This is a genomic window from Psychrobacter sp. P2G3 (assembly GCF_001593285.1).
In the GTDB taxonomy this organism is placed as follows: Bacteria; Pseudomonadota; Gammaproteobacteria; order Pseudomonadales; family Moraxellaceae; genus Psychrobacter.
Map to the genome: position 1 here is coordinate 648,949 of NZ_CP012529.1, position 25,284 is coordinate 674,232.

General features: G+C 41.4%; 21 protein-coding genes and 1 tRNA gene. 18 read left to right on the forward strand and 4 right to left on the reverse strand.

Features of this window, described 5'->3' with window-relative positions; genetic code table 11:
• Positions 1-964 precede the first annotated feature (964 nt).
• From AK823_RS02720 to AK823_RS02735, 4 genes are all read left to right on the forward strand, one after another.
• On the forward strand, positions 965-1,597 hold the full coding sequence (locus AK823_RS02720; protein WP_068034535.1) for a LemA family protein: 633 nt from the start codon (positions 965-967) through the stop codon (positions 1,595-1,597).
• A 218-nt stretch (positions 1,598-1,815) separates the two neighbouring features.
• Positions 1,816-2,991, forward strand: coding sequence for a TPM domain-containing protein (locus AK823_RS02725; RefSeq protein WP_068326037.1), 1,176 nt, complete (start codon positions 1,816-1,818; stop codon positions 2,989-2,991).
• Between the two features lie 296 nt (positions 2,992-3,287).
• Complete coding sequence (locus AK823_RS02730) at positions 3,288-3,818, forward strand: TPM domain-containing protein (RefSeq protein WP_068326039.1); 531 nt, start codon at positions 3,288-3,290, stop codon at positions 3,816-3,818.
• 45 nt (positions 3,819-3,863) lie between these two features.
• The gene (locus AK823_RS02735) at positions 3,864-4,862 is read left to right on the forward strand and encodes an adenosine deaminase (protein WP_068326040.1); all 999 of its coding nucleotides are present in this window, start codon (positions 3,864-3,866) and stop codon (positions 4,860-4,862) included.
• 56 nt (positions 4,863-4,918) lie between these two features.
• Here the strand turns inward: AK823_RS02735 and AK823_RS02740 are convergent, their stop codons facing one another.
• Positions 4,919-5,722, reverse strand: a complete 804-nt coding sequence (locus AK823_RS02740; protein WP_068326043.1) for an NAD-dependent deacylase — start codon at positions 5,720-5,722, stop codon at positions 4,919-4,921.
• A 35-nt stretch (positions 5,723-5,757) separates the two neighbouring features.
• On the opposite strand from AK823_RS02740, the gene AK823_RS02745 reads away from it, so the two are divergent.
• The gene (locus tag AK823_RS02745) at positions 5,758-6,126 is read left to right on the forward strand and encodes a hypothetical protein (protein WP_068326047.1); all 369 of its coding nucleotides are present in this window, start codon (positions 5,758-5,760) and stop codon (positions 6,124-6,126) included.
• Positions 6,127-7,077: 951 nt separating this feature from the next.
• On the opposite strand, the gene AK823_RS02750 is transcribed toward AK823_RS02745, so the two are convergent.
• Positions 7,078-7,154: transfer RNA gene (locus tag AK823_RS02750), tRNA-Arg, on the reverse strand.
• A gap of 359 nt (positions 7,155-7,513) precedes the next feature.
• On the opposite strand from AK823_RS02750, the gene AK823_RS02755 reads away from it, so the two are divergent.
• The 4 genes from AK823_RS02755 to queF all read left to right on the forward strand — a co-directional run bounded on the left by AK823_RS02755 (position 7,514) and on the right by queF (position 11,167).
• Positions 7,514-8,206 (forward strand): c-type cytochrome, encoded by a 693-nt coding sequence (locus tag AK823_RS02755; protein ID WP_068326049.1) that lies wholly within the window; start codon positions 7,514-7,516, stop codon positions 8,204-8,206.
• Between the two features lie 232 nt (positions 8,207-8,438).
• Entirely contained in the window at positions 8,439-9,401 is a 963-nt protein-coding gene (locus AK823_RS02760; RefSeq protein WP_068034549.1) for an ABC transporter ATP-binding protein, read from the forward strand.
• Positions 9,402-9,433: 32 nt separating this feature from the next.
• Entirely contained in the window at positions 9,434-10,207 is a 774-nt protein-coding gene (locus AK823_RS02765; RefSeq protein WP_068038942.1) for an ABC transporter permease, read from the forward strand.
• 87 nt (positions 10,208-10,294) lie between these two features.
• Complete coding sequence (queF, locus tag AK823_RS02770) at positions 10,295-11,167, forward strand: NADPH-dependent 7-cyano-7-deazaguanine reductase QueF (RefSeq protein WP_068326050.1); 873 nt, start codon at positions 10,295-10,297, stop codon at positions 11,165-11,167.
• Positions 11,168-11,267: 100 nt separating this feature from the next.
• Here queF and AK823_RS02775 read toward each other — a convergent pair whose 3' ends face one another.
• Positions 11,268-12,986 carry a proline--tRNA ligase gene (locus tag AK823_RS02775; RefSeq protein WP_068326051.1) on the reverse strand — a complete coding sequence of 573 codons (1,719 nt, stop codon included), beginning with the start codon at positions 12,984-12,986 and terminating at the stop codon, positions 11,268-11,270.
• Between the two features lie 542 nt (positions 12,987-13,528).
• Here AK823_RS02775 and AK823_RS02780 point away from each other — a divergent pair.
• A complete protein-coding gene (locus AK823_RS02780) occupies positions 13,529-14,296 on the forward strand; it encodes a DUF4230 domain-containing protein (protein ID WP_068326053.1) in 768 nt (255 codons plus the stop codon).
• Positions 14,297-14,461: 165 nt separating this feature from the next.
• Here AK823_RS02780 and AK823_RS02785 read toward each other — a convergent pair whose 3' ends face one another.
• Positions 14,462-16,129 carry an FAD-binding domain-containing protein gene (locus tag AK823_RS02785; RefSeq protein ID WP_068326056.1) on the reverse strand — a complete coding sequence of 556 codons (1,668 nt, stop codon included), beginning with the start codon at positions 16,127-16,129 and terminating at the stop codon, positions 14,462-14,464.
• Between the two features lie 194 nt (positions 16,130-16,323).
• On the opposite strand from AK823_RS02785, the gene AK823_RS02790 reads away from it, so the two are divergent.
• The 8 genes from AK823_RS02790 to AK823_RS02825 all read left to right on the forward strand — a co-directional run bounded on the left by AK823_RS02790 (position 16,324) and on the right by AK823_RS02825 (position 25,194).
• Positions 16,324-16,995 (forward strand): phosphoribosylanthranilate isomerase, encoded by a 672-nt coding sequence (locus tag AK823_RS02790; protein WP_068326059.1) that lies wholly within the window; start codon positions 16,324-16,326, stop codon positions 16,993-16,995.
• Between the two features lie 150 nt (positions 16,996-17,145).
• Entirely contained in the window at positions 17,146-18,420 is a 1,275-nt protein-coding gene (gene trpB, locus AK823_RS02795) for a tryptophan synthase subunit beta (protein ID WP_228138901.1), read from the forward strand.
• An 11-nt stretch (positions 18,421-18,431) separates the two neighbouring features.
• On the forward strand, positions 18,432-19,175 hold the full coding sequence (locus AK823_RS02800) for a hypothetical protein (protein ID WP_068326061.1): 744 nt from the start codon (positions 18,432-18,434) through the stop codon (positions 19,173-19,175).
• Positions 19,176-19,213: 38 nt separating this feature from the next.
• Positions 19,214-20,038, forward strand: a complete 825-nt coding sequence (gene trpA, locus AK823_RS02805; protein ID WP_068326062.1) for a tryptophan synthase subunit alpha — start codon at positions 19,214-19,216, stop codon at positions 20,036-20,038.
• 391 nt (positions 20,039-20,429) lie between these two features.
• Positions 20,430-21,368: an acetyl-CoA carboxylase, carboxyltransferase subunit beta gene (gene accD / locus AK823_RS02810; RefSeq protein WP_082785745.1), complete on the forward strand. Its 939-nt coding sequence runs from the start codon at positions 20,430-20,432 to the stop codon at positions 21,366-21,368.
• Between the two features lie 270 nt (positions 21,369-21,638).
• Positions 21,639-22,988 carry a bifunctional tetrahydrofolate synthase/dihydrofolate synthase gene (folC, locus tag AK823_RS02815; RefSeq protein ID WP_068326063.1) on the forward strand — a complete coding sequence of 450 codons (1,350 nt, stop codon included), beginning with the start codon at positions 21,639-21,641 and terminating at the stop codon, positions 22,986-22,988.
• Positions 22,989-23,190: 202 nt separating this feature from the next.
• Positions 23,191-24,381, forward strand: a complete 1,191-nt coding sequence (locus tag AK823_RS02820) for a LysM peptidoglycan-binding domain-containing protein (protein WP_068326064.1) — start codon at positions 23,191-23,193, stop codon at positions 24,379-24,381.
• A gap of 273 nt (positions 24,382-24,654) precedes the next feature.
• Entirely contained in the window at positions 24,655-25,194 is a 540-nt protein-coding gene (locus AK823_RS02825; RefSeq protein ID WP_068034566.1) for a DUF2726 domain-containing protein, read from the forward strand.
• The last annotated feature ends 90 nt before the right edge of the window (positions 25,195-25,284 follow it).

Consider the following 25,284-nt stretch of genomic DNA (forward strand, 5'->3'; position numbering starts at 1 on the left):
TTAATTATCCCATTAAGATAAAAATTAACACCCTTTTAACCACTAAGGATGGATTGTAATTGTCTGTATTTATCCGCTTGGCTTATCATTAACACAACTAGTGTTAATACAACCTTAGCTGCGGTCGCAATTCCTTTTGCCTTTCTGGTTGTCGCAGTATTATGATGACATAACGCAGTAAGAATAGGTAGATAAAGAATAGACCAGCGGATAAAACAAGTAGTTATTGTCATTAAATACCAATCAATATACTGACAGCATTCAACCTTTATTCAGCTGTTTTTGTTATCTCTACTTACTGATAGCTTTCAAATCCACAGTACATCAACTCTAACCACATGTTACTATTGAATAAATTAATAAATGTCGAAAAAGAATCAATGAGCAGTTCGCTCAGCAGCTGTGGCATTTGCATTTAGCACAAACAGGATATTCATCTTTTTGCGCTTAGCTAATACTAAATGAATAACAACTCCACTACCGAATGTATGCAAACCATACGGTTAAGTAACTGCAATTTGCCACAATTTCTTTATAATTACTAGATTTTTTTTTGAATCTACTGTGTTTATATTTTGCAATTACCACTTAATAACCTAATACAAGTCTACTAAAGTTATTAATAGAATGCGCTAATTGCTGGCAAGCTTAGTACTTTATAACTTTTTAATATGTGATTATTAGCAACTATTAATAAAATCTGAATCAGCTAGTCATAGCAAGATGATAGATAGTAGGGCGATAGGTAGAATAGAGAGTTATTTGGTGATAAAAAAGTCAATTATTTTGTTTTGCGGTTGTGTTTTGGTAACGATGAATTGTAAAAGAATAGCTATATCGCCATTATTAGCAGCATAATTAAAGGTAACCGTTTATTGACGATCACGATATTGTTTTCCAGAATAAATGGATAAACGGTAAGTTATCACTAAACGGTCAGCTATCACTATTAGGAGAATCAGATATGACGCGTAAATCTATTGTAAAACCCATGTTACTATCAGCGGTATTAGCTACTTCAACAGTTGGCTTAACAGGTTGTGGTTATAACAATCTACAATCACAAGATGAACAAGTGACAGCCGCTTGGTCAGAAGTAGTCAACCAGTATCAACGCCGTTCGGATTTGGTTCCAAACTTAGTGAAAGTCGTGCAGCAATATGCGGATCAGGAGCAAGAGGTCTTTACGCAAGTGGCAGAAGCGCGCTCGCGTGCAGGTAGCATTAATATAACCCCTGAAGTGCTCAACGACCCACAAGCGATGGAGCGTTATGCTGAAGCACAAGCACAGATGGGTGGCGCATTGTCACGTCTGATGGCAGTATCTGAGCGTTACCCTGAATTGAAATCAGATGCTTTATTTCAAGATTTACAGGCACAGTTAGAAGGTACTGAAAACCGTATTACCGTAGCGCGTAACCGCTATATCCAAGAAGTACAGGGTTACAACACGACAGTACGCCAGTTCCCCACTAATATCACCGCCAAAGTATTCGGTATGGATACCAAACCGAACTTTACGGTAGCTAACGAAGAAGAGATTTCTACTGCGCCAACCGTGGATTTCGGTGATGATGATGCCGCTACTGCTCAGTAAAGATTAGTAGATGAAAGTAAAAATAAAGCCATGCCAGAGTGTTTACGACTTTACTGCGTTAAGCCTATCTAATATAGGCGGCTTTACTTTTTATTTATCGTTGATAAGTATTAATAGAAGCATACATTTCATGGAAACGTACGGTAATACCGAACGCTTCGATATAGTACGTCACAATCCAGCTCAGCACGGATGTCATTCAAGGTGGTATAGATTAGATGAATAACTCGAAAGCGATCGTCTCTGCATTACTATTAACGCTTAGTGCTGGCAGTACCACGCTGCTATATGCTGCACCGGATGATGCTAGTGCTGCTACTAATAGTAGTGCCACCGATGCACAGTTGCAGAATCGTAGTGTTGAGGACTTGGTTGCTATTGCTAAAGCTGGTGAGGCTAATGAAGCTATCAATGATGCGGTACTCGGTAACGAAGCTATTAGTGGCACTATACTAGGTAATGATGCTATCAATCCCAACGCTGCTAATGACGAAGCTGTAGCACAGTCGCAGGCGACGACTAAGCCACCTATCCAATCAAGTGCTGCTAGTGTCGATGCTGATAAATTGATATTGAACGAACCAGTCGTTGATCAAGCCAACATCTTAAATCCTCAAGAAAAACAGCGCTTAGAGGCACAGCTGCGTAATATCTATCAGCAAGGTCTAGCACAAGCAGCTGTTGTCATTGTGCCAACCACTAATGGCTTGCCAATATTTGACTATGCTTTGCAAGTTGCCACTAAATGGGAGTTAGGGGATAAAGACATCGATGACGGTTTGCTAATTGTGGTAGCTGTCAATGATCGCGATATGTATATTTTGACTGGCTATGGGTTGGAAGGTGTTCTACCGGATGCTGCGGTTAATCGTATTATTCGTGAGGATATTACGCCATTGTTTAAACAAAATGACTATGGGGCAGGGATATTGGCAGGCGTTAGTGCCCTTGAAAATCGACTCAATGCTGACCCTGAAGTACTGGCCCGCGCTGATGCTCAAGCAGCGGAACGTACTGCTCAGCAAGGCTCGGATGAGCTACCAACTCCTATCTTCCTATTTATAATGGCAATGATTTTTGGTAAGTTTATTACTAGTATCTTTGGACGCGTATTTGGTTCTATCTTAACCGCAGGTGGTTTCTTCGCAGGTTCTCTAGCATTGGGTGGCGGATTTTTCATGACTGTCATTATGGCCATATTTATCTGGATGTTCTTGATTGCTCGAGGCTCAGGTGGCGGTGGTCGAGGAGGACGCGGCGGTGGACGTAAAGGCGGTATGATATTTTTGCCTGGTCTTGGTGGGGGCAGCGGTGGCGGTGGCGGTTTTGGAGGTGGTGGCTTTGGCGGTGGCGGCGGTGGCTTTGGCGGTGGCGGTGCTGGAGGCTCGTGGTAGACTTTGTTGAATTTATTCACTTATCACCAATTTTATAATCGATTTCTAGTTTAAAGTCAGTTTCTAGCGTCGAAAATTGAAAAAGCTGCTTGTATAATCAGTCCTAAATAAAAGAAGTACAAAAATAATAACGCGCTACTGAGATAGTTTTTCCTTGCTTGCTGCGCCTACGCAGACAGAGGCTGCGCAAAATTTATCTCAGTAGCGCTATATTTATTTTATAGTGGATTGACTATATAGCATGTTTGAATACCTACTAGATAACAGTTAGCAATCGCCTACTTGAGGAAAAAATAATGGTACAAAATAACTTACCTTTATCAGAGGCAAGTTTTGCCCGTTGGTGGCGTCAAGTCTTATTTGTCCCTATGCTGCATAGCAAATGGCTGACGGCAGAGGCCAAGGCACGCCTGACAGTAAAAGTGACAGAAGCGGAGCAAGGTCATCGTGGCGAGGTGTTTTTGATTGTAGAAAATCATCTGCCTATTCAAGATGCTTATAGCACCAACTGCCGTGAGCGCGCTATTGATCTGTTTAGCGAATATCGAGTATGGGATACTGAAGAAAACACTGGTGTCTTAGTTTATGTCAATATCTGTGAGCACAAGCTGGAAATCATCGCTGATCGTGGTATCAGTGCCCATGTTAGCCCAACAGTATGGCGAGCGATGTGTGATAAAGCAGTAACAGGCATTGCTAATAAGAAAATGGAAGAGAGCTTAAGCGATTTATTAGACGAGGTAGGACAGCTACTACGTCAATATTACCATTTGGAGCATGATCCAGCGGGCAATGAGCTATCTGATACAGTCGTATTTCTAAAATAGTGCTCTAAAAGGGTATATTTAGATAACAAAGACAGTGGGATTACTATGATTGAATTAATAAGAAAACTACCGAAAGCTGAGCTGCACTTACATATTGAAGGCTCATTAGAGCCTGAGCTTATGTTCAGATTGTCCAAAAAAAACAACATAGATATTCCTTATAAAGACATAGAAGATGTGCGCGATGCCTATAATTTCACCAATTTACAGACTTTTTTAGACATATATTATGCCGGTGCCAAAGTACTCATCACAAAAGACGATTTTTATGATCTGACTTGGGAGTACATTTTAAAGTGCGTTGAAGACAATGTTATTCATACTGAGATATTCTTTGACCCCCAGACGCATACCGCAAGGGGCATTGCTTTTGAAACGGTCATAACTGGAATAAAAGAAGCTTTGATGGATGCTAAGGAAAAATACGGCATTACATCCTGTATTATCATGTGTTTTTTACGGCATTTATCACAACAAGATGCTTTTGATACTTTAGAAGAAGCTTTGGCATTTAAGGATGACATTATTGGTGTCGGTCTTGATTCTTCAGAACTCGGAAATCCTCCATCGAAATTTACAGAGGTATTTAAGAAGGCCAAAGAAGAGGGGTTTAAATTAGTCGCGCATGCAGGTGAAGAAGGCGATTTCTCTTATATTTACGAAGCGCTAGATTTGCTAGGTATTAATAGAATAGATCATGGCGTGCAATCTATAAAAAGCGCTGAGCTTATGCAAAGACTAAAAGATGAGCAAATACCGCTTACTGTTTGTCCAAACTCAAACATTGAGCTAAAAGTATTTGAAACTTATAAAGAGCACAATATAAAAGAGCTTTTGGATTACGGCCTAAACGTAAGTGTCAATTCAGATGATCCAGCCTATTTCAAAGGTTATATCAATCAGAACTTTATCAATTTATGCGAAAACCTACCATTATCAGAGGATGATATTATCACTTTGGTAAAGAACTCTTTTAGATCCTCATTTATAGATGAAGAGTTAAAAGAAGTATATTTAGCTAAAGTTGATCGTGCACTACAATAATTTTGGTCAGGGTACGCCTAGTAGCTAGAGACCTAACCTTGTTTTTCGTAAAGCCATTATGATAGCGCAATGACTCGCTGTAACAGTAAAGGCATTACTACTCCTGCTTTCACCGCTAATGTGATATCAACGATGGTGTTGGGTGTTGGATCAGGGTTTATCTCAATAAGTTTTGCACCATTCTGCTTTGCTAAATGTGCCAGCCCCGCAGCAGGGTAAACCAAACTTGACGTACCAATACTGATGAATACTTCACAATTGGCGGCCGCATCCTCGGCGGTTTGCCACGCCTGTCCAGGTAGCGCCTCACCAAACCAAACAATATCAGGTCTGATATAACCATCGCAATGCTGGCAAGTTACTAGTTCATCGTCAAAGTTAATAGCCTCTTTGCTACTATCCCAAGCTGCGACTTCATTTTGGAAAGGCGTACCACAGTCATGACAACGATTACGCCACAGGTGACCATGTAAGTGCGTCACGGTGCTACCAGCCTGTTCATGCAAGTCATCGACGTTTTGCGTAATTAAGGTGAAGCTCTGTTTATTTTTTTTGGCATCTTGTTGCCATTCGGCAAGAGCAAGATGGGCAGGGTTAGGGGTTTTATCATGGACCAATTGCCTGCGCCATTGATACCACGACCATACTAGCTTTGGATCACGTTCGAAGGCGGTAGGAGTGGCCAAATCCTCGGCACGGTAGTGTTGCCAAAGGCCAGTCTGCTTATCTCGAAAAGTGGGAATGCCACTTTCGGCTGACACGCCTGCACCAGTTAAAACACAAATGCGTGATTTAGTAGCTAGTAATTTAGCAGCACGCTGCACTTCTGCTATTAATTTTGGCGACAATTCTGCTAACATGGCTAAACCCTTGCTAATAATGGATATATCTTCCTATGATAGACGGAATTTGGTGGCTTGTCATATTGCTAGCAGTCATTGCAGTGCTATGGTTTATAGCGCACCTACGCGGTACTAAAAGTAATTATAAAGATAAAAACCACAAGCTATCGGCTACAAAGTCACAAGCTAATGATAGTTTGCAGAAAACTGCCGTTTTAATTAAGCAGCACTTTCCTGACTACCGAACCAGTCGAAGAGCCAAGCACTTGCTTATCGTTAAAGAAGGTAAGAAGATTGCGATGATTACTATAGATAATAGTATAGCAGTAGGTCAGCGACGATTAGGAGATGTGCCTATTATTAATTATCATCGAGTACCGAATCGGGCGCAGCTGAGTACTGATTTGCAAGATGTCTATTGAGCTAAACATAGAAATACAAGCGCTGAGCTAGCAAAATAGTATTTGGTGTATAGGACTGTCTAAATGATTTTAGCTCTGTGAGAAAAGCAGGAGACCTACGGAAATTAAAGCAAGTTGGTCGTAACTTTTTCGTATTGAGAAAATAGCCTAGAAGTTAGGAAAAGTAATAAGGCTTAGGCGCCTAGCAAGTTAACAGCTAGTAGTCAGCGAATTACGATTAAACTTTCATTTTGAGTCATATATTTTTATTGAACCTACTCATAATGATTATATGAAGCTTTGTAAAAGCTCTTAAGACATTATTTAAATGGTTATGTTGCTACATAGGTAAAAATGCTAGATACCTATATTATTCTGACCATATCAAGATTTTGATATGGTTAAGCTCGATGTTACTCATCGTGTTGCCATTAACCAAACGACTACCATACCCCAAAATACAGATCCTACTGACAATGCAGCCATATAAAAAACACTCATTACGTCTCCTAGACTCAACTCATATAATATTAAAATTTACAAACTGCTAGCTTGTTTCAAGCATTTCTTAAATATGCAATTAACGAGCCAAACAAATATTTTTGTATTTAAGACTATATTTAGTTTCTAGAATATTGCGCTAATATTCGTTTATATACATATAGTTACATAAATACCTTAAGACGCAATAATACTCATATTGCTTTTGAAATGTAAGCAATATTTTTAATAAAGAAGTTTTTTTTGTAAAGATAGCTTGAGAGCTAGTTAAATAGTTGATTATATGCTGAAATTTACTTATTAAAGGTGTGATGAACAGAGTAGTATCTACGATTTTAGTGCTAGAAGAATAATGCAGTTAATAAAATGATGTTTACAAAAACTATATACATAGAATCACTGCTAAACAAAAGCAGATAAAAAGGCAAAATCAAACAAAAGGAGGGTTTAGAAAGTGGGTAATACAATGATTGGTGCGCTCGGCGGGAATCGAACCCACGACCCTCGGCTTCGGAGACCGATACTCTATCCAACTGAGCTACGAGCGCATAAAATGAATTGACTGCTATATTGAGTAACACGATTTCTAGACAAGCGTCTTTAGCAGTGCAACGTGTCGAAAAATAAAGACCGCTTAGTCTAACAAATAAAAGGTGGAAAGCCAATGAATGAAGCCAGCTATTAAGATTTTTTGAGAAAAAATAAGATAGTCAGCAAACAGGCATGGCAATCTACCTGCCTTTTCCCTTATAATGTTAGGGAGAATTCATATTTATAATCACCGATTACAAGTACGCTTGCATACGGGATGGCTGTTTGCCATCGATAACTAGATGTTATCGAAGGAAGATAGACAGAATGTCCAAGTCGTGCCAACACTTGTATACGTAATAAGAGAACGTGACGAATGAGAAAAGTAGTTATGTTATCGGCAGCTGCCATTCTAGGAATCGCTAGTATCGCAGTGAGCCAAGCTGAAGATGTTGCAGACACTCCTGTAACCGTATCTGATGTAGCAGAAGCACAAGAGGTTGTAGAAAATGCTCCTCAAAAGCTAGGTGACGAAACACAGGCTGCCGCTGATACTACCGATGGTACGGCTCCTGTTGCTGAAGCTGGGAATGCAGACGCTGCCACTGTTGCAGATGGAGATGCTACAGCAGAAGAAACCGTACAAGCTGCTCCTGCCGCTGCCGCTAATGAAGAGCCAATCCCTGAAGATACGCCACAAGTACAAAAGCTAATTGCGTTGTATCCTAACCTGATTGCTCGTATTCAGCCTGTTGCTAAAGTATGCTTTGAAGACGACGAAGTTTGTGATGTGACTGCTCGTTCATCTGGTCCATCAGCAGATGGTGAGCCACGTGATGGTAAAACAGTATATAACGCAGTATGTCAAACGTGTCATGCATCAGGCTTGCTTGGCTCACCTATGCTAGGTGATGCAGGCGCTTGGGGACCACGTATAGCAAAAGGTTCAGATACTTTATATACGCATGCTATTAATGGATTTAATGCTATGCCTGCGAAAGGTGGCGCTGATATTCCTGATGAAGAAGTTCAGAATGCTGTGGATTACATGGTTGGTGAGGCAAGCTAATTTATACTAGCGTTGTTACGCTATAGGTGCTTAATCTGTAACCAATGGCTTTATCTACATCATATGTAATTGTAAAACGTCTATTTCACTTAATGATATAGACGTTTTTTTATGGTTGATGATTGATGCAATCAATTATGTACTTATAGTATGCTGCAGTTGAAATCTATCTAAAGTAACCTCACATTAAGGCATTACATCACTCATTTCACAAATCTATAAAGAGGTATTCATGTCTGAGGTACCAGCGCTTTCTATCCAAAATCTATCCAAGACCTATGACAATGGGTTTTCGGCACTAAAAGATGTCAGCTTAACGGTGCCACAAGGCGGATTCTTTGCTTTACTTGGCCCAAACGGTGCTGGTAAGTCAACGATGATTGGCATTATTAGCTCACTGTTTAAGCCGACAACTGGTAGCGTCAATATTTTCGGTGTCGACCTTTTGGCCAATCCTTCGATTGCCAAGCAATATCTTGGGGTAGTACCGCAAGAGTTTAACTTCAACATGTTTGAAAAAGTACAAGATATCCTAATTACTCAAGCCGGTTATTTTGGTATTCCGCCTAAAGAATCAAAACCGCGTGCTGAGCGCTTGCTTAAAGCGTTAGGACTATGGGACAAACGCGATACTATGTCACGTGAGCTATCAGGTGGTATGAAGCGACGTTTGATGATTGCACGAGCGTTGATTCACAAACCTAAGCTATTGATCCTCGATGAGCCAACCGCTGGGGTGGATATTGAGTTGCGCCGCTCTATGTGGGAGTTTATGCAACAAATTAATATTGAAGAGAACACCACTATTATCCTCACCACGCATTATCTAGAAGAAGCTGAGCAACTGTGTAAGCGCATTGCTATTTTAGACCATGGTGAAATCCGTATTAATACGGATATGAAGGATTTGCTCGCTCAGCTATCGGTTGAGACTTTTGTATTTGATGTAACTACTCCGCTGACACATCAGATTGTATTGAACAATGTGACAGCAGTAGTGCAGCCCGATGATCTTACGATTGAAGTGACGTTGACTGAAGGTGAGTCGTTGAATGGTGTTTTCACTCAGCTGTCTAACCAAGGTATCACTATTGCCAGTATGCGTAACAAGTCCAATCGATTGGAAGAGTTGTTTATGCGCCTAGTTGACAAAAATATCCAGAGTGCAGACAGTATGAAGGAGGCAGGATTATGAACCAGAAGATAGTGGTAGACCCTAATGAAACCATGTCATGGGCTAAAAAATGGATTTCTTTTCGTACTATATTACTAAAAGAAGTTCGTCGAATTCTGCGTATTTGGCCACAGACGCTATTACCTCCGGTCATTACGATGAGTCTTTATTTTGTCATATTTGGTAAAATGATCGGGTCGCGTGTCGGGGAGATGGGCGGTGTTCCGTACATGCAGTTTATCGTCCCCGGCTTAATTATGATGGCGATTATCACCAATAGTTATTCAAACGTTGTATCGAGCTTTTTTAGTGCGAAGTTCACCTCCAGTATTGAAGAGCTGTTGGTATCGCCAGTCTCCAAGCACGCTATCTTGATGGGTTATGTCAGTGGTGGTGTCTTCCGTGGATTGACTGTCGGTTTTATCGTCTCTATCGTAGCGCTATTCTTTACTGATCTTGGTATTGAGCATTTATTTGTGACTTTGTTTACCGTGCTTGGAACATCTATTTTGTTCTCACTGGGTGGCTTTATTAACGCTGTGTTTGCGCGCTCATTTGATGATATTTCCATTATTCCAAGCTTTGTGCTTACTCCGCTTACCTATCTTGGCGGTGTGTTTTATTCGATGGAGAACTTGTCACCGTTTTGGCAAAATATCTCGCTACTGAATCCAATCGTCTATATGGTCAACTCGTTCCGCTACGGTATTCTGGGTTACTCTGATGTAAATGTTTGGTATTCAATGGCAGCGATTTTTACATTTTGTGTGGTGTTTTATGCTATTTCTTATCGCCTATTAAGTAATGGATCGCGTGTTCGATTGTAACAAGTATTTTGTAGATTACTAAAAACAGCGATAGGTATGGTTAGAAATAATCAAGTTCATAAGAATATATAGGATTAGGAAAAGTAAATGAGTATCCACGGTATTTTAGGTGAGCAGACCACCGACTATCCAACCGAGTATAGTCCAGAGACGCTATATCCCATTGCGCGTAGTATGGGACGTGATGCGATTGGCTGGCATGATGACAAGTTGGCAGTCGGTGTGGATTGGTGGCAAGCATTCGAGATGTCATGGCTTAATCATCAAGGTATCTCGCAAGTCGCTATAGCACGTTTTAGTGTACCTGCCAGCTCGCCATTTATCGTAGAATCAAAGTCGCTTAAGTTATACCTAAACAGTATTAACTTTACTGAATTTGTCAGCTGGGAAGAAGTGCAAACGCTGATTGCTAAAGATTTATCAGCATGTGTACAAGCAGAGGTGCAGGTTGAGTTATTTGGCCTAGATGATGACATGTCAGGGCTGTTAATTAATAAGCCTGATGGCGTCTGTATCGATAATGCATTGGCAGATAGCACAGATAAAATCGCTTTATGTGAGCATCCTGATGCGTCTTTGCTCAGTAGTGATAATAATTTAGACAGTGATAAGTTTTTGGAAAGTAACGTTACTCAGCCTTATACTTTTTATTCTAACTTGCTGCGTAGTAATTGTCCGGTGACCAATCAGCCCGATTGGGGTACATTGGCTGTTTCGATAACCAGTAATAAGACAATTAATGAAGCCAATATGTTGCGTTATATCTTAAGCTTTCGTCAGCACAATGGTTTTCATGAGCAATGCGTCGAGCAAATATTCGCTGATTTGAGTCAATACTATCGGCCAAGTGAGCTCATGGTTAGAGCTTGGTATACACGCCGTGGTGGTATCGATATCAATCCATGTCGTGTAAGTGATATAAACTTATTACCGAAGCCAAACCGTTTGATTCGACAGTAGGTAAAAGAATGGGCTTTTCATCATTTAGTTTATACAGTAAAAAGCCTCTATCTCATTAAATGAGATAGAGGCTTTTTACTGCACAGTCTTTATTAAAAAACTATTTACCGCTTACTTTTGCCATTACTTCTTCGCGGCTTAGCATTTGCTTTTCTGTTTCACGGCGATTGACGTACTCATATTTATCTTCAGCAAGATTGCGATCTGAGACCACAATACGATGTGGAATACCAATTAGCTCAAGATCAGCGAACTTAACGCCTGGACGTTCGTTACGATCATCAAGTAGCACATTAACACCTTGAGACTTAAGCTCTTCATACAGAGCGGTAGCTGTCTCCATGACGGTCTCTTCTTTTGACTTCATCGGTATGATGGCTACTTCAAAAGGCGCAATTGAGTCATTAACCGTCGGCGTTTTTGGCCACATGATACCGTTTTCATCGTTATTCTGCTCAATAGCAGCCGCGATAATACGGCTAACGCCAATACCGTAGCAACCCATCATCAGAGTAACTGGCTTACCGTCTTCACCAGATACAGTAGCATTCATCGCTTGCGAATACTTGTCACCCAATTGGAAGATATGGCCGACTTCGATACCGCGTTTGATTTTTAGCGTGCCTTTACCATCAGGAGAAGGGTCGCCTTCTTGTACGTTACGCACATCTACAATACGAGTAATACTCGCATCACGCGCCCAGTTTAGTCCAGTGGTATGCTTGTTGACTTTATTGGCACCGCTTACAAAGTCTGACAAAGTGGCTGCCGAGCGATCGACAAATACAGGCATATCTAAGTCAACACCGATATAACCTTTGTGCAGACCAGCTGCTTTAAGCTCTTCATCAGATGCCATCGTCAACGGCACGTTGGCTTCTTCAATTTTCTCTGCTTTGATAGTGTTAAGCTGATGATCACCACGTAGCACGATAGCGATCAGCTGTGGTTCATCATTTTCGGTATGTCCATGTACAATCAAGGTTTTAACCGTGGTTGCTAATGGAATATCCAAGTGTTCAGCCACCATTTTACAAGTGGTCATCCCTTCCGTTAATACGTCTTCGCGCTCCATTTTAGGCGGCTGACGCTCAGCGGTACTCACAGATTCAGCAAGCTCTACGTTGGCCGCATAATCAGATGAATCTGAGAAAGCAATGTCATCTTCGCCACTATCTGCCAATACGTGGAACTCATGCGAGGCAAAACCACCGATAGATCCGGTATCTGCTTGTACCGCGCGGAAGTCTAAACCTAAGCGGGTAAAGATACGCGTATAAGCATCAAACATATCATCATAGGTTTTAGCCAAAGACGCTTGATCAACGTGGAACGAATAAGCATCTTTCATGGTAAATTCACGTGCGCGCATCACCCCAAAACGTGGGCGAATCTCATCACGGAACTTACCTTGAATTTGGAAGAAGGTAATAGGCAGCTGCTTGTAACTACGTAGCTCACCTTGGGCAAGATTGGTGATGACCTCTTCATGAGTAGGACCTAATACAAAGTCACGATCATGACGATCTTTAAAACGTAACAGCTCAGGACCATAATCGTCAAAGCGACCGGTCGTTTGCCATAATTCGGCTGGCTGGGTCATCGGCATAAGCACTTCTTGAGCGCCGATGTTTTGCATCTCTTCGCGAACGATACGCTCGACTTTTTGTAAGATGCGTAGGCCCATAGGCAGCCAAATATATAATCCAGAAGCGATTTTACGGATGAGACCGGCACGCACCATCAATTGGCTTGAGGCGATATCGGCATCACTTGGGGTCTCTTTTAGAGTAGCGAACAAAAATTGACTGGCTTTCATAAATAAAGCGGAACCTTATCAACGATAAAATAAATAATAAATAAGGCGCTGAGCACTTAGTAGTCGCTACAAGCCTGCCTTTATATATAACCTAGTGTAACTAATGATCTGATCGATGCGACAGTGTATAAATTGGCTGTTTATATTCAAGCTTTCTGTTCACAAACTAGCTAATAGCAAACTAGTGTGAGATAGCCAATATACGTTGACATTTTATCGATGCAATCAGACTATGTTAGGTAAAGTTCGCCTAAGACGCAATGACTTTTTGTCTTTTGCAGCAGAACGATGCATAAACTTAAAAATACTATGAAAAATATAGTAATAATTTGATAATTCTAGCGCTTATTAGTCATAAAAGTCAGAGTAGCTTTAATAGTCTAGTAGCTCTTAAAAATATGGAGTAAGCAATTGTGTAGCGGATTAGTAGTTAATACTTGAAGTCATTTTTAAAAGTGTCATTTATACTATATAGCAGTACTTATTTAGCACTCATAAATAGAGGTTTTTGAGTGCCGTTGACAATATAAAAGGTAGCGCATATGACAACTCCTGATAATCGTACACCTACTAATGCTAGCGACAATAATATTAGTAAGCGCCCTAAACCAAAACAGCCCATTGGAATGGCGACGTGGATATTGTTAATTATCAGTTTTACGGCCTTAGCTTTTGCTGTTTATACTATCCAAAACCGGATTGTAGAAGAACCGATTGAGACTATTACTCGTGAAGGGGTGGTGACGCAAATTCAGCAGTTAAATCGACTACAAACGGTGGCTTTTAGCGTGGATACGGTGATTACCAGTCAACGTCAGGGAAGCTGGATGAAACTTTGGCAAGATGAGCAAAAAGGATTGTTTATCGCTCGTGGTCGGGTAGATGCCGGTATAGATTTAAGCGCATTGACGCCTGAGATGGTACAAGTTGTACAGCCTGAACAGTCTAATGCTAATGTAGACGAAGCACAGATAGCTGATGCTAATACACTAGCCTCAATGATGCCACAGATTAATATTACCTTACCACCTTCAGAAGTTTTTTCAGTGTATCTCGATAATCTAGAGATTTATGATTGGCAAACAGGCGCTTTTGGTTTGATGCAGGTTGATCCTAAAATACTAGAACAAGCACAGACGATGGCGAAGAAAGAAGTCCTTGAACGCGCTTGCCGAGGTGATGTAATGAATATGGCGCTACAAAATGCACAAACTCAATTGCAGCAGCTGTTTGCGTTAACTGGAGCCGTAGTTACGGTTACCACGCAAGGAGCGGGCGCGTGTCAGTTGCCATCAGTAGCAAATAGCTAATATAGCTTTTGCACGATAATGGATTCAGTCTAAAAAGAATACAGTGCTGCTGGGATGAATTTTTCGCAGCCTCTGTATCAGCAGCACGCAAGGAAAGCTTATACCAGTAGCACGTCAGAAGCTTTGTAACTCTTTTGTTTTGAACTGACTATACCTTAGGCTTTGTTAATCCTTTTTAAATTCAGCAATGGCTAATTGGCGTGCTGCTTTATGTTCGACCATCGGCAATGGGTAATTAATATCAGCAAACTTACCACCCTTTGCCAGCTCTTTACGCATTTTTTCCTCGCTGTGCAAGATGCTACTAGGAATGTCTTTTAGCTCAGGTAGCCACGTCTTGATGAACTCGCCATTAGTATCATACGTTTTGGCTTGGCTAAAGGGATTCATAATTCGGAAGTAGGGTGCAGAATCCGTACCTGTCGATGCGCTCCATTGCCAGCCGCCATTATTGGAAGCAAAGTCACCATCTATCAGCTGCTGCATAAAGTAGCGCTCGCCTAAACGCCAATCAATCAATAAATCCTTGGTTAAAAACATCGCCGTGACCATCCGCAAGCGATTGTGCATAAAGCCCGTCGCATTCAGACATCTCATCGTGGCATCGACTAAGGGCACGCCAGTCTCGCCTTTACACCACGACTTAAAAACATCCTCATTATATGACCAATTAATCTTAGTATCTGTCTCTTCTTTATAAGCCTTATGACGAATAAGTGCTGGCTTATCTACTAAGACATGACGATAAAAATCTCGCCACGCCAACTCGCTTATCCAGCGATTAATGTCGTTGTTATCAGAGTTATCAGAGTTATCAGAGTTATCAGAGTCATTAAAGGTATCGCTATCATTACCATGTAGTTTTTCTTGTGCTTTGCTCGCTTGTAGGTAGCAAAGTCTGGGACTAATTGATCCAATGGTAAGGTAGGCTGAGAGCTGACTGGTTGCATGTAGACTGGGCACATCGCGACTGACATCATAATTATCAATATCATCAGCGATAAAATCCTCTAAACGCTGGCAAGCAGCAGCTTCACCAGCAGGGTAAGCTGTTCGAGCGTGGTCAAGCTGTGCGTCCATATCAATATGCTTTAATGAATCAATACCTTGTGAACAGCCATCTTGTAATGTCTTTTGATAGCCATCGACAGTTTCTTTACTTAACTTTTCGATATCTTTGATAGTAGTTGCGCTAGCTTTCGAGGTTTTCAGCTTGTTCTTATTATTGCTCTTTACGGCTGTTGCTTCATGCATTTGCATATTGCTGACATCTAAGGTATGTCGCCATTTTTTATAAAACGGGGTGAAGACTTTATACATGCTATCGCTATCGTTGGTCGTGATGCTTTGCGGCGGTAAGATACATTGGTCATGCCAGCGGATAAACTCGATATCGTTTTTTGCTAGTTGCTTGGTGAGTTGTTCATCGCGGTCAATCTCATTGCCTTCGTACTCATGATTGGCCATGACAAGGCTGATAGTATTCGCCTCGCATAAAGTGTTTAGCGCATCCACGCAATCAGCAAAACTGAGGCAGACTTGCACTGTTAAGGTGATATTCAATTGCGTTTGCAAATCTTGGGCGAGTATCGGTAAAGTGCGCGCAATATGATCAACTTGGGCAAGCGAGGTATCGTGCGCTTGCCACTGTTCAGGGGTGAGGAAGAATATAGCACTGACTGATGCATTGTCTGCGTTGGCTTGTTCACAAAGCGCAGCCAGTGCCGTATTGTCATGCAGCCGCAAATCACGACGAAACCACATCAAGTAATGCGGCATACTGACATTCTTATTATCATGATTTTCGTCATTTGCTGACGCTGTCTTAGACATTCAATTATTCCTATTTTAATCAATCGCAATCATAAACAAAACTATGAATAAAAGTATGCTAGGATAAGTTTTTGGATGCAATTGATTTGCCAATTGATTAACAAATCAGCATCATATTTAGGGATTAGAGTTTAGCGCGAACTTGTCAAATGACATCATACTCAATACCACATTTAACGTTTTAAGGTCATATAATGCACGTTAAGTTTTGCGGCTTTACCCAGCTTAATGATGTCAATGCCGCTGTCCAGCTAGGTGTTGATGCGGTCGGTTTGGTATTTTATCCGCCCAGTCCGCGTGCTGTCACGCTAGTACAAGCACAGACATTAAGCGCGGCCTTACCTGCATTTGTCAGTGTCGTGGCTTTGGTAGTCAATATGTCTCATGATGAGCTGATTGAGCTGGCAAACAACGTCTCTTTTGATATCATTCAATTCCATGGTGATGAAACACCTGAACAGTGTCAGCAGCTGGCAAGTGCCGTCAATAAACGCTGGATTAAAGCGTTGCGTATCAATGCTGAGCAGGACACGCTAGAAAGCGTAAGCGCACGTATTGATAGTTTTGCCGCAGTAGGCGCGAGCAGTATTTTGCTTGATGCTTATCATCAGCATAAATATGGCGGTACGGGCGCGCGCTTTGACTGGAATCTGATACCACAAGACAGTTCGCTACCGATTATCTTAGCGGGCGGACTGGATGCTGACAACGTCGCTGCCACTCTTGATTTGCCTATTTATGGCGTCGATGTCAGCGGTGGAATTGAAGTTGATAAAGGCAAAAAAGACGCTGATAAGATGCGTGCCTTTATGAAAGCAGTCAAGCGTGACCGATGGCAAAACGAGACGGTCACTGACATCATCTAAGATAATTGCTATATTTATGCTATTTATTCTTATTTAATCGTTATTCCGATTTTCTGATTAAGCCTTATTTTCTTGCTGTCTTAATAGTTGTCGCACTATTTATACTACTAATACTTATACTAAAAAAAACCACTTATCGTAGGAATTATCATGAGTCATGCCACAAACAAAGCACCATCTGCTACTGCACAATCTATCAATACTTTTACCAATCCAACAGACGTTCAAGACTTTAACCAATACCCTGACGCACGCGGACATTTTGGCGTCCACGGCGGTCGTTTTGTCTCTGAAACACTGATGGCAGCATTGGAAGAGCTAGAGGCGCTATATACCAAAGTTAAAGCCGACCCTGCATTTTGGGAAGAGTATCACAATGATCTGGTCAATTATGTCGGTCGCCCAACCCCGCTTTATCATGCTAAACGTTTAAGTGATGAGATTGGCGGCGCACAGATTTACTTTAAGCGTGAAGACTTAAATCATACTGGCGCACATAAAGTGAATAACACTATTGGGCAGGCACTACTTGCCAAAATGTGTGGTAAGAAGCGCATTATCGCTGAAACGGGCGCAGGTCAACATGGTGTCGCGACGGCAACGATTGCTGCGCGCCTAGGTCTAGAATGTATCGTCTATATGGGTGCTGATGATGTCGAGCGCCAAAAGATGAACGTTTATCGTATGCGTTTGCTGGGTGCGACAGTTGTACCAGTAACGTCTGGTTCACGCACGCTTAAAGACGCGATGAATGAAGCTATGCGTGACTGGGTGACCAATGTCGATACGACATATTACATCATCGGTACGGTGGCAGGCCCGCATCCTTATCCGCTACTAGTGCGTGACTTTCAAGCGATTATTGGCAAAGAAGCGCGTATTCAGCATTTAGAAAGAACAGGCAAATTACCTGATGCGTTGGTCGCCTGTGTCGGTGGCGGCTCGAACGCTATTGGTTTATTCTTTGATTTCTTAAACGATACTGAAGTCAAAATGTATGGCGTGGAAGCGACAGGTGATGGTATTGAATCAGGTCGTCATTCAGCGCCATTGGCTGCAGGTCGTATCGGTGTGTTACATGGCAACCGTACCTATCTGATGGCTGACGATGAAGGCCAAATTCAAGAGACGCATTCTATCTCAGCGGGCCTTGATTATCCTGGTGTTGGTCCTGAGCACAGCTTCTTAAAAGATATGAAGCGCGTCGAATATGTTGGCTGTACGGATAAAGAGTCGTTAGAGGGCTTTCATGAATCCACGCGTAAAGAAGGTATTATCCCAGCGCTTGAATCTGCTCACGCGGTTGCTTATGCGCTTAAACTGGCTAAAACTATGACACCTGATCAAACGATTATTGTCAATATGTCAGGTCGCGGTGATAAAGATTTGCATTCGGTAATGAAGGCAGAAGGGATTGAGCTTTAAAAGGATATATTTTGAAGACGGATATGGTGGATTTGGTAAACTTAATAAACGATAGGTTCATTGAGTTTACTAGAGAGCAGATTTTTTCTAAAGAAACTGACGATTTCTTGGGCTTTGCACAACAAAAATTTAAATTGAATGCGAAGAATGATTGGAACGAAATTATTGCTTCTGAGGATATTCTAGAAGATTCTAATGAGGCTTTGAAGAGCTTTTTAAAGTTTGGTTTATCAGGTCCTACCAAATATAATGATTTGGGTGAGAAGTATCTGAGATTGTATGGAATGTTAAATGCTGTTTACCAACAGCAACAAGCTATCTTACATATATTCAAATTATTTAATTGTCCAAATCCAAAATCAATAAAACAAGAGTTTAATAACTTATCAATAACTCAAGCGCGTCACAAATTGGGTGCTCATAGTATTAATTATACTGTTCAAGGTGATTCTGAGACTGAAATGTTTGTACCTGTTAGAGTACAGTTCAATGATTATGAGCTAACATATTTTAATCATAAGAATAATGAAAGTAATGATATTGACCTTAAATTAACTCTTGAAGAGCATAGTAAACTAATCTGTAAGACTTATTTACTGATAGTTAATAAAGTTATCAAGACTGTTTATAAAGGTAATACTGTGAAGCAAGAACAGGTACTTACTAGTTTTAATGAATTAGAAATGGTTATGAATGGAGCATGGTTGATCAAAGTTCAAGATAGTGACACTATCATTAATATAAAATTTGAATAATAATTTGTCTGAAGAGATAGATAACTAAAGAGAAAACTATGACCCGTATTGAAAGTACATTTGAAACCCTAAAAGCACAGAACAAAAAAGCCCTGATTCCTTATGTAATGGCAGGCGATCCAACACCTGATAACTTTGTCGGATTACTACATGACTTAGTCAAACATGGCGCGGATATGATTGAAGTCGGCTTACCGTTCTCTGACCCAATGGCAGATGGCCCTACCGTTGCATTGGCTGGAGAACGTGCCTTAGCAGCGGGAACTAGTACACGCGATGCATTAAATATGGTCGCAGAGTTCCGCAAACAAGACACGCAGACGCCAATTATCCTAATGGGTTACCTTAATCCAGTTGAGATCATCGGTTACGATAACTTTGTCGCTTTATGTGAGCAGTCAGGTGTTGATGGTATCTTGATGGTTGATTTACCGCCAGTAGAAGCGGGTAGCTTTACTCAGCATTTAACTGAACATTCGATGAATGAGATTTTCTTGTTATCGCCAACCACTTTACCTGAACGCCGTGAGCAAGTACTAACACATTGCGGTGGTTATATTTATTATGTGTCACTTAAAGGCGTGACGGGCTCGGCAACGCTAGATACTGATGATGTCGCCACCCAAGTGCAAGCGATTAAAGCTGAGACCGATTTGCCAGTATGCGTGGGCTTTGGTATTCGTGATGCAGTGTCAGCCAAAGCGATTGGTGCTCATGCGGACGGTATCATTGTGGGTAGTGCGCTGGTACAGAATTTTGCTGATATAGATGCTAAAGATGCGTCTGCTGTTGCTAATGCTCAGCAAAAAATTATGGCTAAGATGGACGAGCTACGCGGCGCACTCGATAGTTTAAGCGCTTAATAGTCGGTCAGTGTGGTTTGCGTCAAATAAGCTGTTATTAAGATAGCGACGTTGTTTTCAGAGTTAGTGTTTTTTCTAAATATTTCTGATAACAGTTTTTTAAATAGTAGCGTTTTCAGTGGCAATATTTTAGCGATAGTTTTTTATGTACAAGGCTAAATGACTTTGCTAAATTTAGTTTACGAGTGTAAACTAACATGACGTATAATTTGTTACAATTACGCGATTCGGTTTGCCTGCTATTTATCTTATGTATAGATAGTATTAGTGTGATGGACTGTCGCGTCAGTTATAACTGCTCATGTTATGGCTGTATTTGATTCTTAGACTAGACAACAATTAAATTCTTAAGGACAAGTGAATGAGCAAACTTGCCGATAAGCCTTCAATAATGGCGAATATTATGACTGATACTATAAAAAAACCTGATACTCAAGACAATAGCAGTGCTGCTGATCCAACACGTCATTCTTGGTTTGATCGTCCAGTTCCAGGTATCAAGCAGCAATTGACACAGACGTTGACGGCAGTCGAGACCGAGCCGTCAACAGAATGTACCAGCTGTCATTCAATGATTACCAATACAGCGCTGATTTTTAACTGCTATGTCTGTCCGCATTGTGACCACCATTTACCGATGACGGCGCGTGAGCGTTTGAATTGGTTCTTAGGTCAAGTTGATGGTGAACTTGGCCAGCAGTTTACTGCGAAGGATCCTCTTGGATTTGTAGATAGTAAACCGTATCCACAGCGCATGACTGAAGCACAGACCAAGACGGGCGAGAGCGAAGCCTTAATTGTTTTGTATGGTAAATTGCGTAACCTTGAGGTGGTTGCTTGTGCTTTTGACTTCCGCTTTATGGGTGGATCAATGGGGTCGGTCGTTGGTGATCGGTTTGTAGAGGCCGCTGAAAAAGCGCTGAATGAGAAAAAGCCTTTGGTATGTTTTGCTGCCTCTGGTGGTGCACGTATGCAAGAAGGTCTGCTATCATTGATGCAAATGGCACGTACTGCGGCGGCGGTTGAGCGCTTAAGAATTGCTGGCGTACCTTATATCGTAGTACTGACCAATCCAGTTTATGGTGGCGTAACTGCCTCTCTTGCTATGCTTGGTGACATTCACTTAGCAGAGCCAAAAGCAATGATTGGATTTGCTGGTAAGCGCGTGATTGAGCAGACGGTACGTGAGACATTAGAAGAGCCGTTCCAACGTGCTGAGTTCTTGTTAGAGCATGGCGTGGTTGATGAAGTGGTGCATCGTCATCAGATGATTGATACGATTTATCGCTTGTTGGCTAAGTTGTGTCATCAGCCAAACGTCAATGCTTAGTCAATCATTGTTTGACTAAAGTATTTGGTTAAGTTATATGACTAAATTATATGACTAAATATTGTCATCCGTTTTGGCATTGACCTGCATCTAGCATAACTAGACTTAGTCCAAAATACTTAGTCCAAAAGCTTTCTAATAGCATTTGTCGTTATTTAACGATAAGTGCTATTTTTGGTTTTTAGGTTTGGTTTTTGAGAATGTTGTTATACACTGCTTTGAATTTCGATTTTAAATTATTTTCAATTTGAGTTTTTTAATAGGTTTTTTATGTCTGCATCCTTATCTGATACGATTGATACTAATAGTCCGAATAGCCAGTCGAGTCTAACCGAATGGCTAGATTACATGCAGCAGATACATGTGTCAGCGATAGATATGGGGCTATCACGTGTGCTGCCCGTTGCTGAAGCGCTAGGAGTAGTAAAGTCCGCGAAAGATGATGCTTATGTATTCACCGTGGCAGGCACTAATGGTAAGGGCTCGACGACGGCAGTCATCGCACAGATGTGTCAAGCAGGTGGTTACAAGACCGCCCTGTATCAATCTCCGCATTTAAGCGCTTTTAATGAACGCGTGCGCATCAACGGTGAAATGGTTAGCGATCAGACCTTGATTGATGCTTTTAGCAAAGTAGAAGCAGCGCGACTCCAATGCGATTTAACATTATCGTTTTTTGAGATGACGACACTTGCTGCATTGTTGATATTTGCTGAAGCCGATTGCGATGTTTGGGTGTTGGAAGTGGGGCTGGGTGGGCGTTTAGATGTAGTCAATATTATTGATCCAGATATGGCCGTCATCACCAATATCGGTATCGATCATGTGGATTGGTTGGGTGATAATGTCGAGGACATTGGTAGCGAGAAAGCTGGTATCCTGCGTGATGATATCACCTTGATCTACGGTGCCGCTGATATGCCAAATAGCGTGCAGCGACTGATTAACACGCATAATGCCAGCTGTTATCAAGTAGAGCATGATTTTAGCTACCGTGTAGTTGATGCGCAGACTTGGCAGTATAGTAATGCGGCTGTCACCCTAGAGCTGCCACGTCCTGCGTTGTCACTGACGAATACTGCTAACGCGCTGTCCGCGGTGCTAGCAAGTTCATTAACAGTAAATGTTGAAGCTGTCGAACAGGCATTACGTACTGTCAAATTAGCAGGACGTTTTGATTATCGTGAGGTAGCTGCGCGTCATTGGTTGTTTGATGTGGCACATAATGAGCAAGGGGTTGAGTTTTTGTTAGCGCAACTATTACCGTTATGGCAGGAACATGTTAGTCATCAATCAAACTCACCATCTGCGACTATTAAGATGTTATTCTCTATGTTAGGCGATAAAGATATCGCTATGGTTGCACAGCGTTTAACTGATGCTGATTTGTCGATTACGGATTGGTACATTGCAGAGATTGATCATCCTCGTGCAGCAAGTATTGACGAGCTGCAAACGGCATTAGTTACATACGTGGAGGATACTGCTATACATTCTTATGCTGACTTACAACAGGCTACACAAGCCGTAATCAAAAACAGTGAGCCACAAGATTTAATTGTAGTATGTGGCTCTTTTCATACGATTGGTGAAGCGCTTGCCACTCTTGATGTGAAGTGATATTTATTAGCCTGTAAAATTGATTGGCGCGTAAATATTTTCTAAACATCATTTTAAGAGATGTGTGATAGCAGACAGCGCGAAAAATATGTTTTATAATCAAAGCGTTTTACAAAAACGATATAACTTTTGCAATGAGATGGCGACAAAGATTAGTCATGCCTAGCAATCAACCTTATTACCAACTAAGAGACGTAAACGGATGAATTTTTCGAGACAAGCCTTATTGGGCATTGGGATGATTATAGGCGGTAGCGTAATGCTATATGCTATGGTGCAACAGATTGGTACTAGTGATAAACCAGCAACGCCTGCTGCTATCGTCGAAAAATCATCAACTGAGCAAACCTCAACGGCGCCGTTGACCACAGATATCGATACTGAAAAACGTATTTTGGCTCAAAAGCAAAAAGAACGTGCTGCTCGTGTCGCTGAGCAAGAGAAACGTGCACAGCAGTTTTTGGCAGAGCAAGAGAGTGCAGAAGCACAAGCACTGGCTAAGTCTCGTGCAGAAAACCAGCAGTATGTTGCCAACTCTCTTCCAGCAGAAAGTGATAGTACAGAGGTAGCAGAGGGTACTACAGTTGCGACACCGACTGTGCAACCGAGCAATGATACGACCACAAGTACGGCCAATGATAAGGCACAAAAAGCTCAAGCGGCTGAACAAGCTGAAGCGAAAAAGTTAGCAGATAATAAAAAGCAGGCTGAGGCGAAAAAGCAAGCTGAGGCAGAGGCGAAAAAAGAAGCTCAAGCTGCCGCTAAGAAAGAAGCTGCCGCTAAGAAAGAAGCTGATGCCAAGAAAAAAGCTGAAGAACAGGCTGCAGCTAAGAAAGAAAGGCAAGCTGAAGAAAAAGCTGAGGCTGAAGCTGCTAAAAAAGCACCACCAAAATCTCCAGCAGACTACACTGTAAAAAGAGGCGATGGCTTGATCAAATTAGCACGTCAGTATAATATGCCAGTTGAAGCTTTGGCTCAAGCTAATGACATCTCTTCATCGACTTCATTGCGAGTTGGACAAGAGTTAACGATTCCATCGCGTAAGCAAATTGAGCGTCTAGAACGTGAGGCTGCAGCAGCTAAGAAGTCTGCTGATGCCAAACGTGAAGCTCAACAAAAGCTGCGCGAAGCCCGTCAAGAAGTTAAAGAAACTGATGCCAAAGGTAGCTTTGGTGTGCAAGTAGCCTTGGCTAGTAATCAAGCTTCAGCTGACGATGTGGCCAAGAAATTTAAGTCCGCTGGTTATCAGGTCAAAACCAGTACTACTAGTCGAGGTGTACGAGTTGTAGTCGGTCCAGAACGTGGAAAGGTTGCAGCATTGGCGCTGAAAGATAAGATCAATACTGACCCTCAGGTTGATACATCAGGTGCATGGGTGTTGTATTGGCGTTAGGTCATTAGTTTGTTATCCATTATCTTTAAGACTCACTAATATCTTAAACTTTATTCTTATATCCAATTATGTATTATTCAAAACACGACATCTATTGTCGTGTTTTGTGGTTTATAAATTGTAGATACTTACTAGCTCGGATAGTATAAAAACAATTTGTTATTTACTTATTTTTCTCTGTATTACGTGTTAGCCAATAATGGTTGCCGCGTTGTGATTGATTGTTTAGAAAGTTCTAACATCAGTCATCCCAAAATTTTATAAGGTAGAATTATGTCATTTGGCGTTGTATTTTTGGTGTTAGCCGTAGGTTTTTTGGGGCTGATTACATTACCAAAGTTGTTGTCAAAACGTCAATCTAGTAAAAACATTGAGTCCGATCCACAACCTGTACGCGGTGATGATTTGGCTATTTGGCCATTTGCGCCGATGCCTATCATGACTGATACTGAAGTCATATTTTTTCATAAGCTCAAAAACGCCTTGCCCGAATATCATATATTTGTGCAAGTTCAACTCTCTCGCATTATTGAAGCTAATAGCGACGAAACCTCCGAACGTAGCTTTTGGTTTAACCGTATCTGCCGTCAAAGTGTCGATTATGTAATTACCGATATAGACGCGCAGACGACCTTAGTCGCTATTGAGCTCGATGACTGGACACATAGTAGTAAATCAAGACAAAAGGCGGATGACAAAAAAGACAAAGCGCTTGCGAGTGCAGGTATTCCGATTGTACGGTTTCATGCTGAACGTTTGCCAAGTGCAGATATGCTCAGATATGAGCTAATGCAGGTCATCGAGACTTATTGATTATTGAAACTTTCAATACCAATGCGTAATTTTACGTTCTATAAAACCATTGCAGCGTCAACTTTGATGACTACAGTAAGGTATAGTCAC

What these genes read in the sequence shown, in the direction of transcription:
- trpA (WP_068326062.1), top strand. Translation starts at nt 19,214, where the DNA reads ATGACCCGTATTGAAAGTACATTTGAAACCCTAAAAGCACAGAACAAA.
- accD (WP_082785745.1), top strand. Translation starts at nt 20,430, where the DNA reads ATGGCGAATATTATGACTGATACTATAAAAAAACCTGATACTCAAGAC.
- AK823_RS02720 (WP_068034535.1), top strand. Translation starts at nt 965, where the DNA reads ATGACGCGTAAATCTATTGTAAAACCCATGTTACTATCAGCGGTATTA.
- AK823_RS02820 (WP_068326064.1), top strand. Translation starts at nt 23,191, where the DNA reads ATGAATTTTTCGAGACAAGCCTTATTGGGCATTGGGATGATTATAGGC.
- AK823_RS02740 (WP_068326043.1), bottom strand. Translation starts at nt 5,722, where the DNA reads ATGTTAGCAGAATTGTCGCCAAAATTAATAGCAGAAGTGCAGCGTGCT.
- AK823_RS02760 (WP_068034549.1), top strand. Translation starts at nt 8,439, where the DNA reads ATGTCTGAGGTACCAGCGCTTTCTATCCAAAATCTATCCAAGACCTAT.
- AK823_RS02825 (WP_068034566.1), top strand. Translation starts at nt 24,655, where the DNA reads ATGTCATTTGGCGTTGTATTTTTGGTGTTAGCCGTAGGTTTTTTGGGG.
- AK823_RS02785 (WP_068326056.1), bottom strand. Translation starts at nt 16,129, where the DNA reads ATGTCTAAGACAGCGTCAGCAAATGACGAAAATCATGATAATAAGAAT.
- AK823_RS02775 (WP_068326051.1), bottom strand. Translation starts at nt 12,986, where the DNA reads ATGAAAGCCAGTCAATTTTTGTTCGCTACTCTAAAAGAGACCCCAAGT.
- AK823_RS02765 (WP_068038942.1), top strand. Translation starts at nt 9,434, where the DNA reads ATGTCATGGGCTAAAAAATGGATTTCTTTTCGTACTATATTACTAAAA.
- queF (WP_068326050.1), top strand. Translation starts at nt 10,295, where the DNA reads ATGAGTATCCACGGTATTTTAGGTGAGCAGACCACCGACTATCCAACC.
- AK823_RS02725 (WP_068326037.1), top strand. Translation starts at nt 1,816, where the DNA reads ATGAATAACTCGAAAGCGATCGTCTCTGCATTACTATTAACGCTTAGT.
- folC (WP_068326063.1), top strand. Translation starts at nt 21,639, where the DNA reads ATGTCTGCATCCTTATCTGATACGATTGATACTAATAGTCCGAATAGC.
- trpB (WP_228138901.1), top strand. Translation starts at nt 17,146, where the DNA reads ATGAGTCATGCCACAAACAAAGCACCATCTGCTACTGCACAATCTATC.
- AK823_RS02730 (WP_068326039.1), top strand. Translation starts at nt 3,288, where the DNA reads ATGGTACAAAATAACTTACCTTTATCAGAGGCAAGTTTTGCCCGTTGG.
- AK823_RS02755 (WP_068326049.1), top strand. Translation starts at nt 7,514, where the DNA reads ATGAGAAAAGTAGTTATGTTATCGGCAGCTGCCATTCTAGGAATCGCT.
- AK823_RS02735 (WP_068326040.1), top strand. Translation starts at nt 3,864, where the DNA reads ATGATTGAATTAATAAGAAAACTACCGAAAGCTGAGCTGCACTTACAT.
- AK823_RS02790 (WP_068326059.1), top strand. Translation starts at nt 16,324, where the DNA reads ATGCACGTTAAGTTTTGCGGCTTTACCCAGCTTAATGATGTCAATGCC.
- AK823_RS02745 (WP_068326047.1), top strand. Translation starts at nt 5,758, where the DNA reads ATGATAGACGGAATTTGGTGGCTTGTCATATTGCTAGCAGTCATTGCA.
- AK823_RS02780 (WP_068326053.1), top strand. Translation starts at nt 13,529, where the DNA reads ATGACAACTCCTGATAATCGTACACCTACTAATGCTAGCGACAATAAT.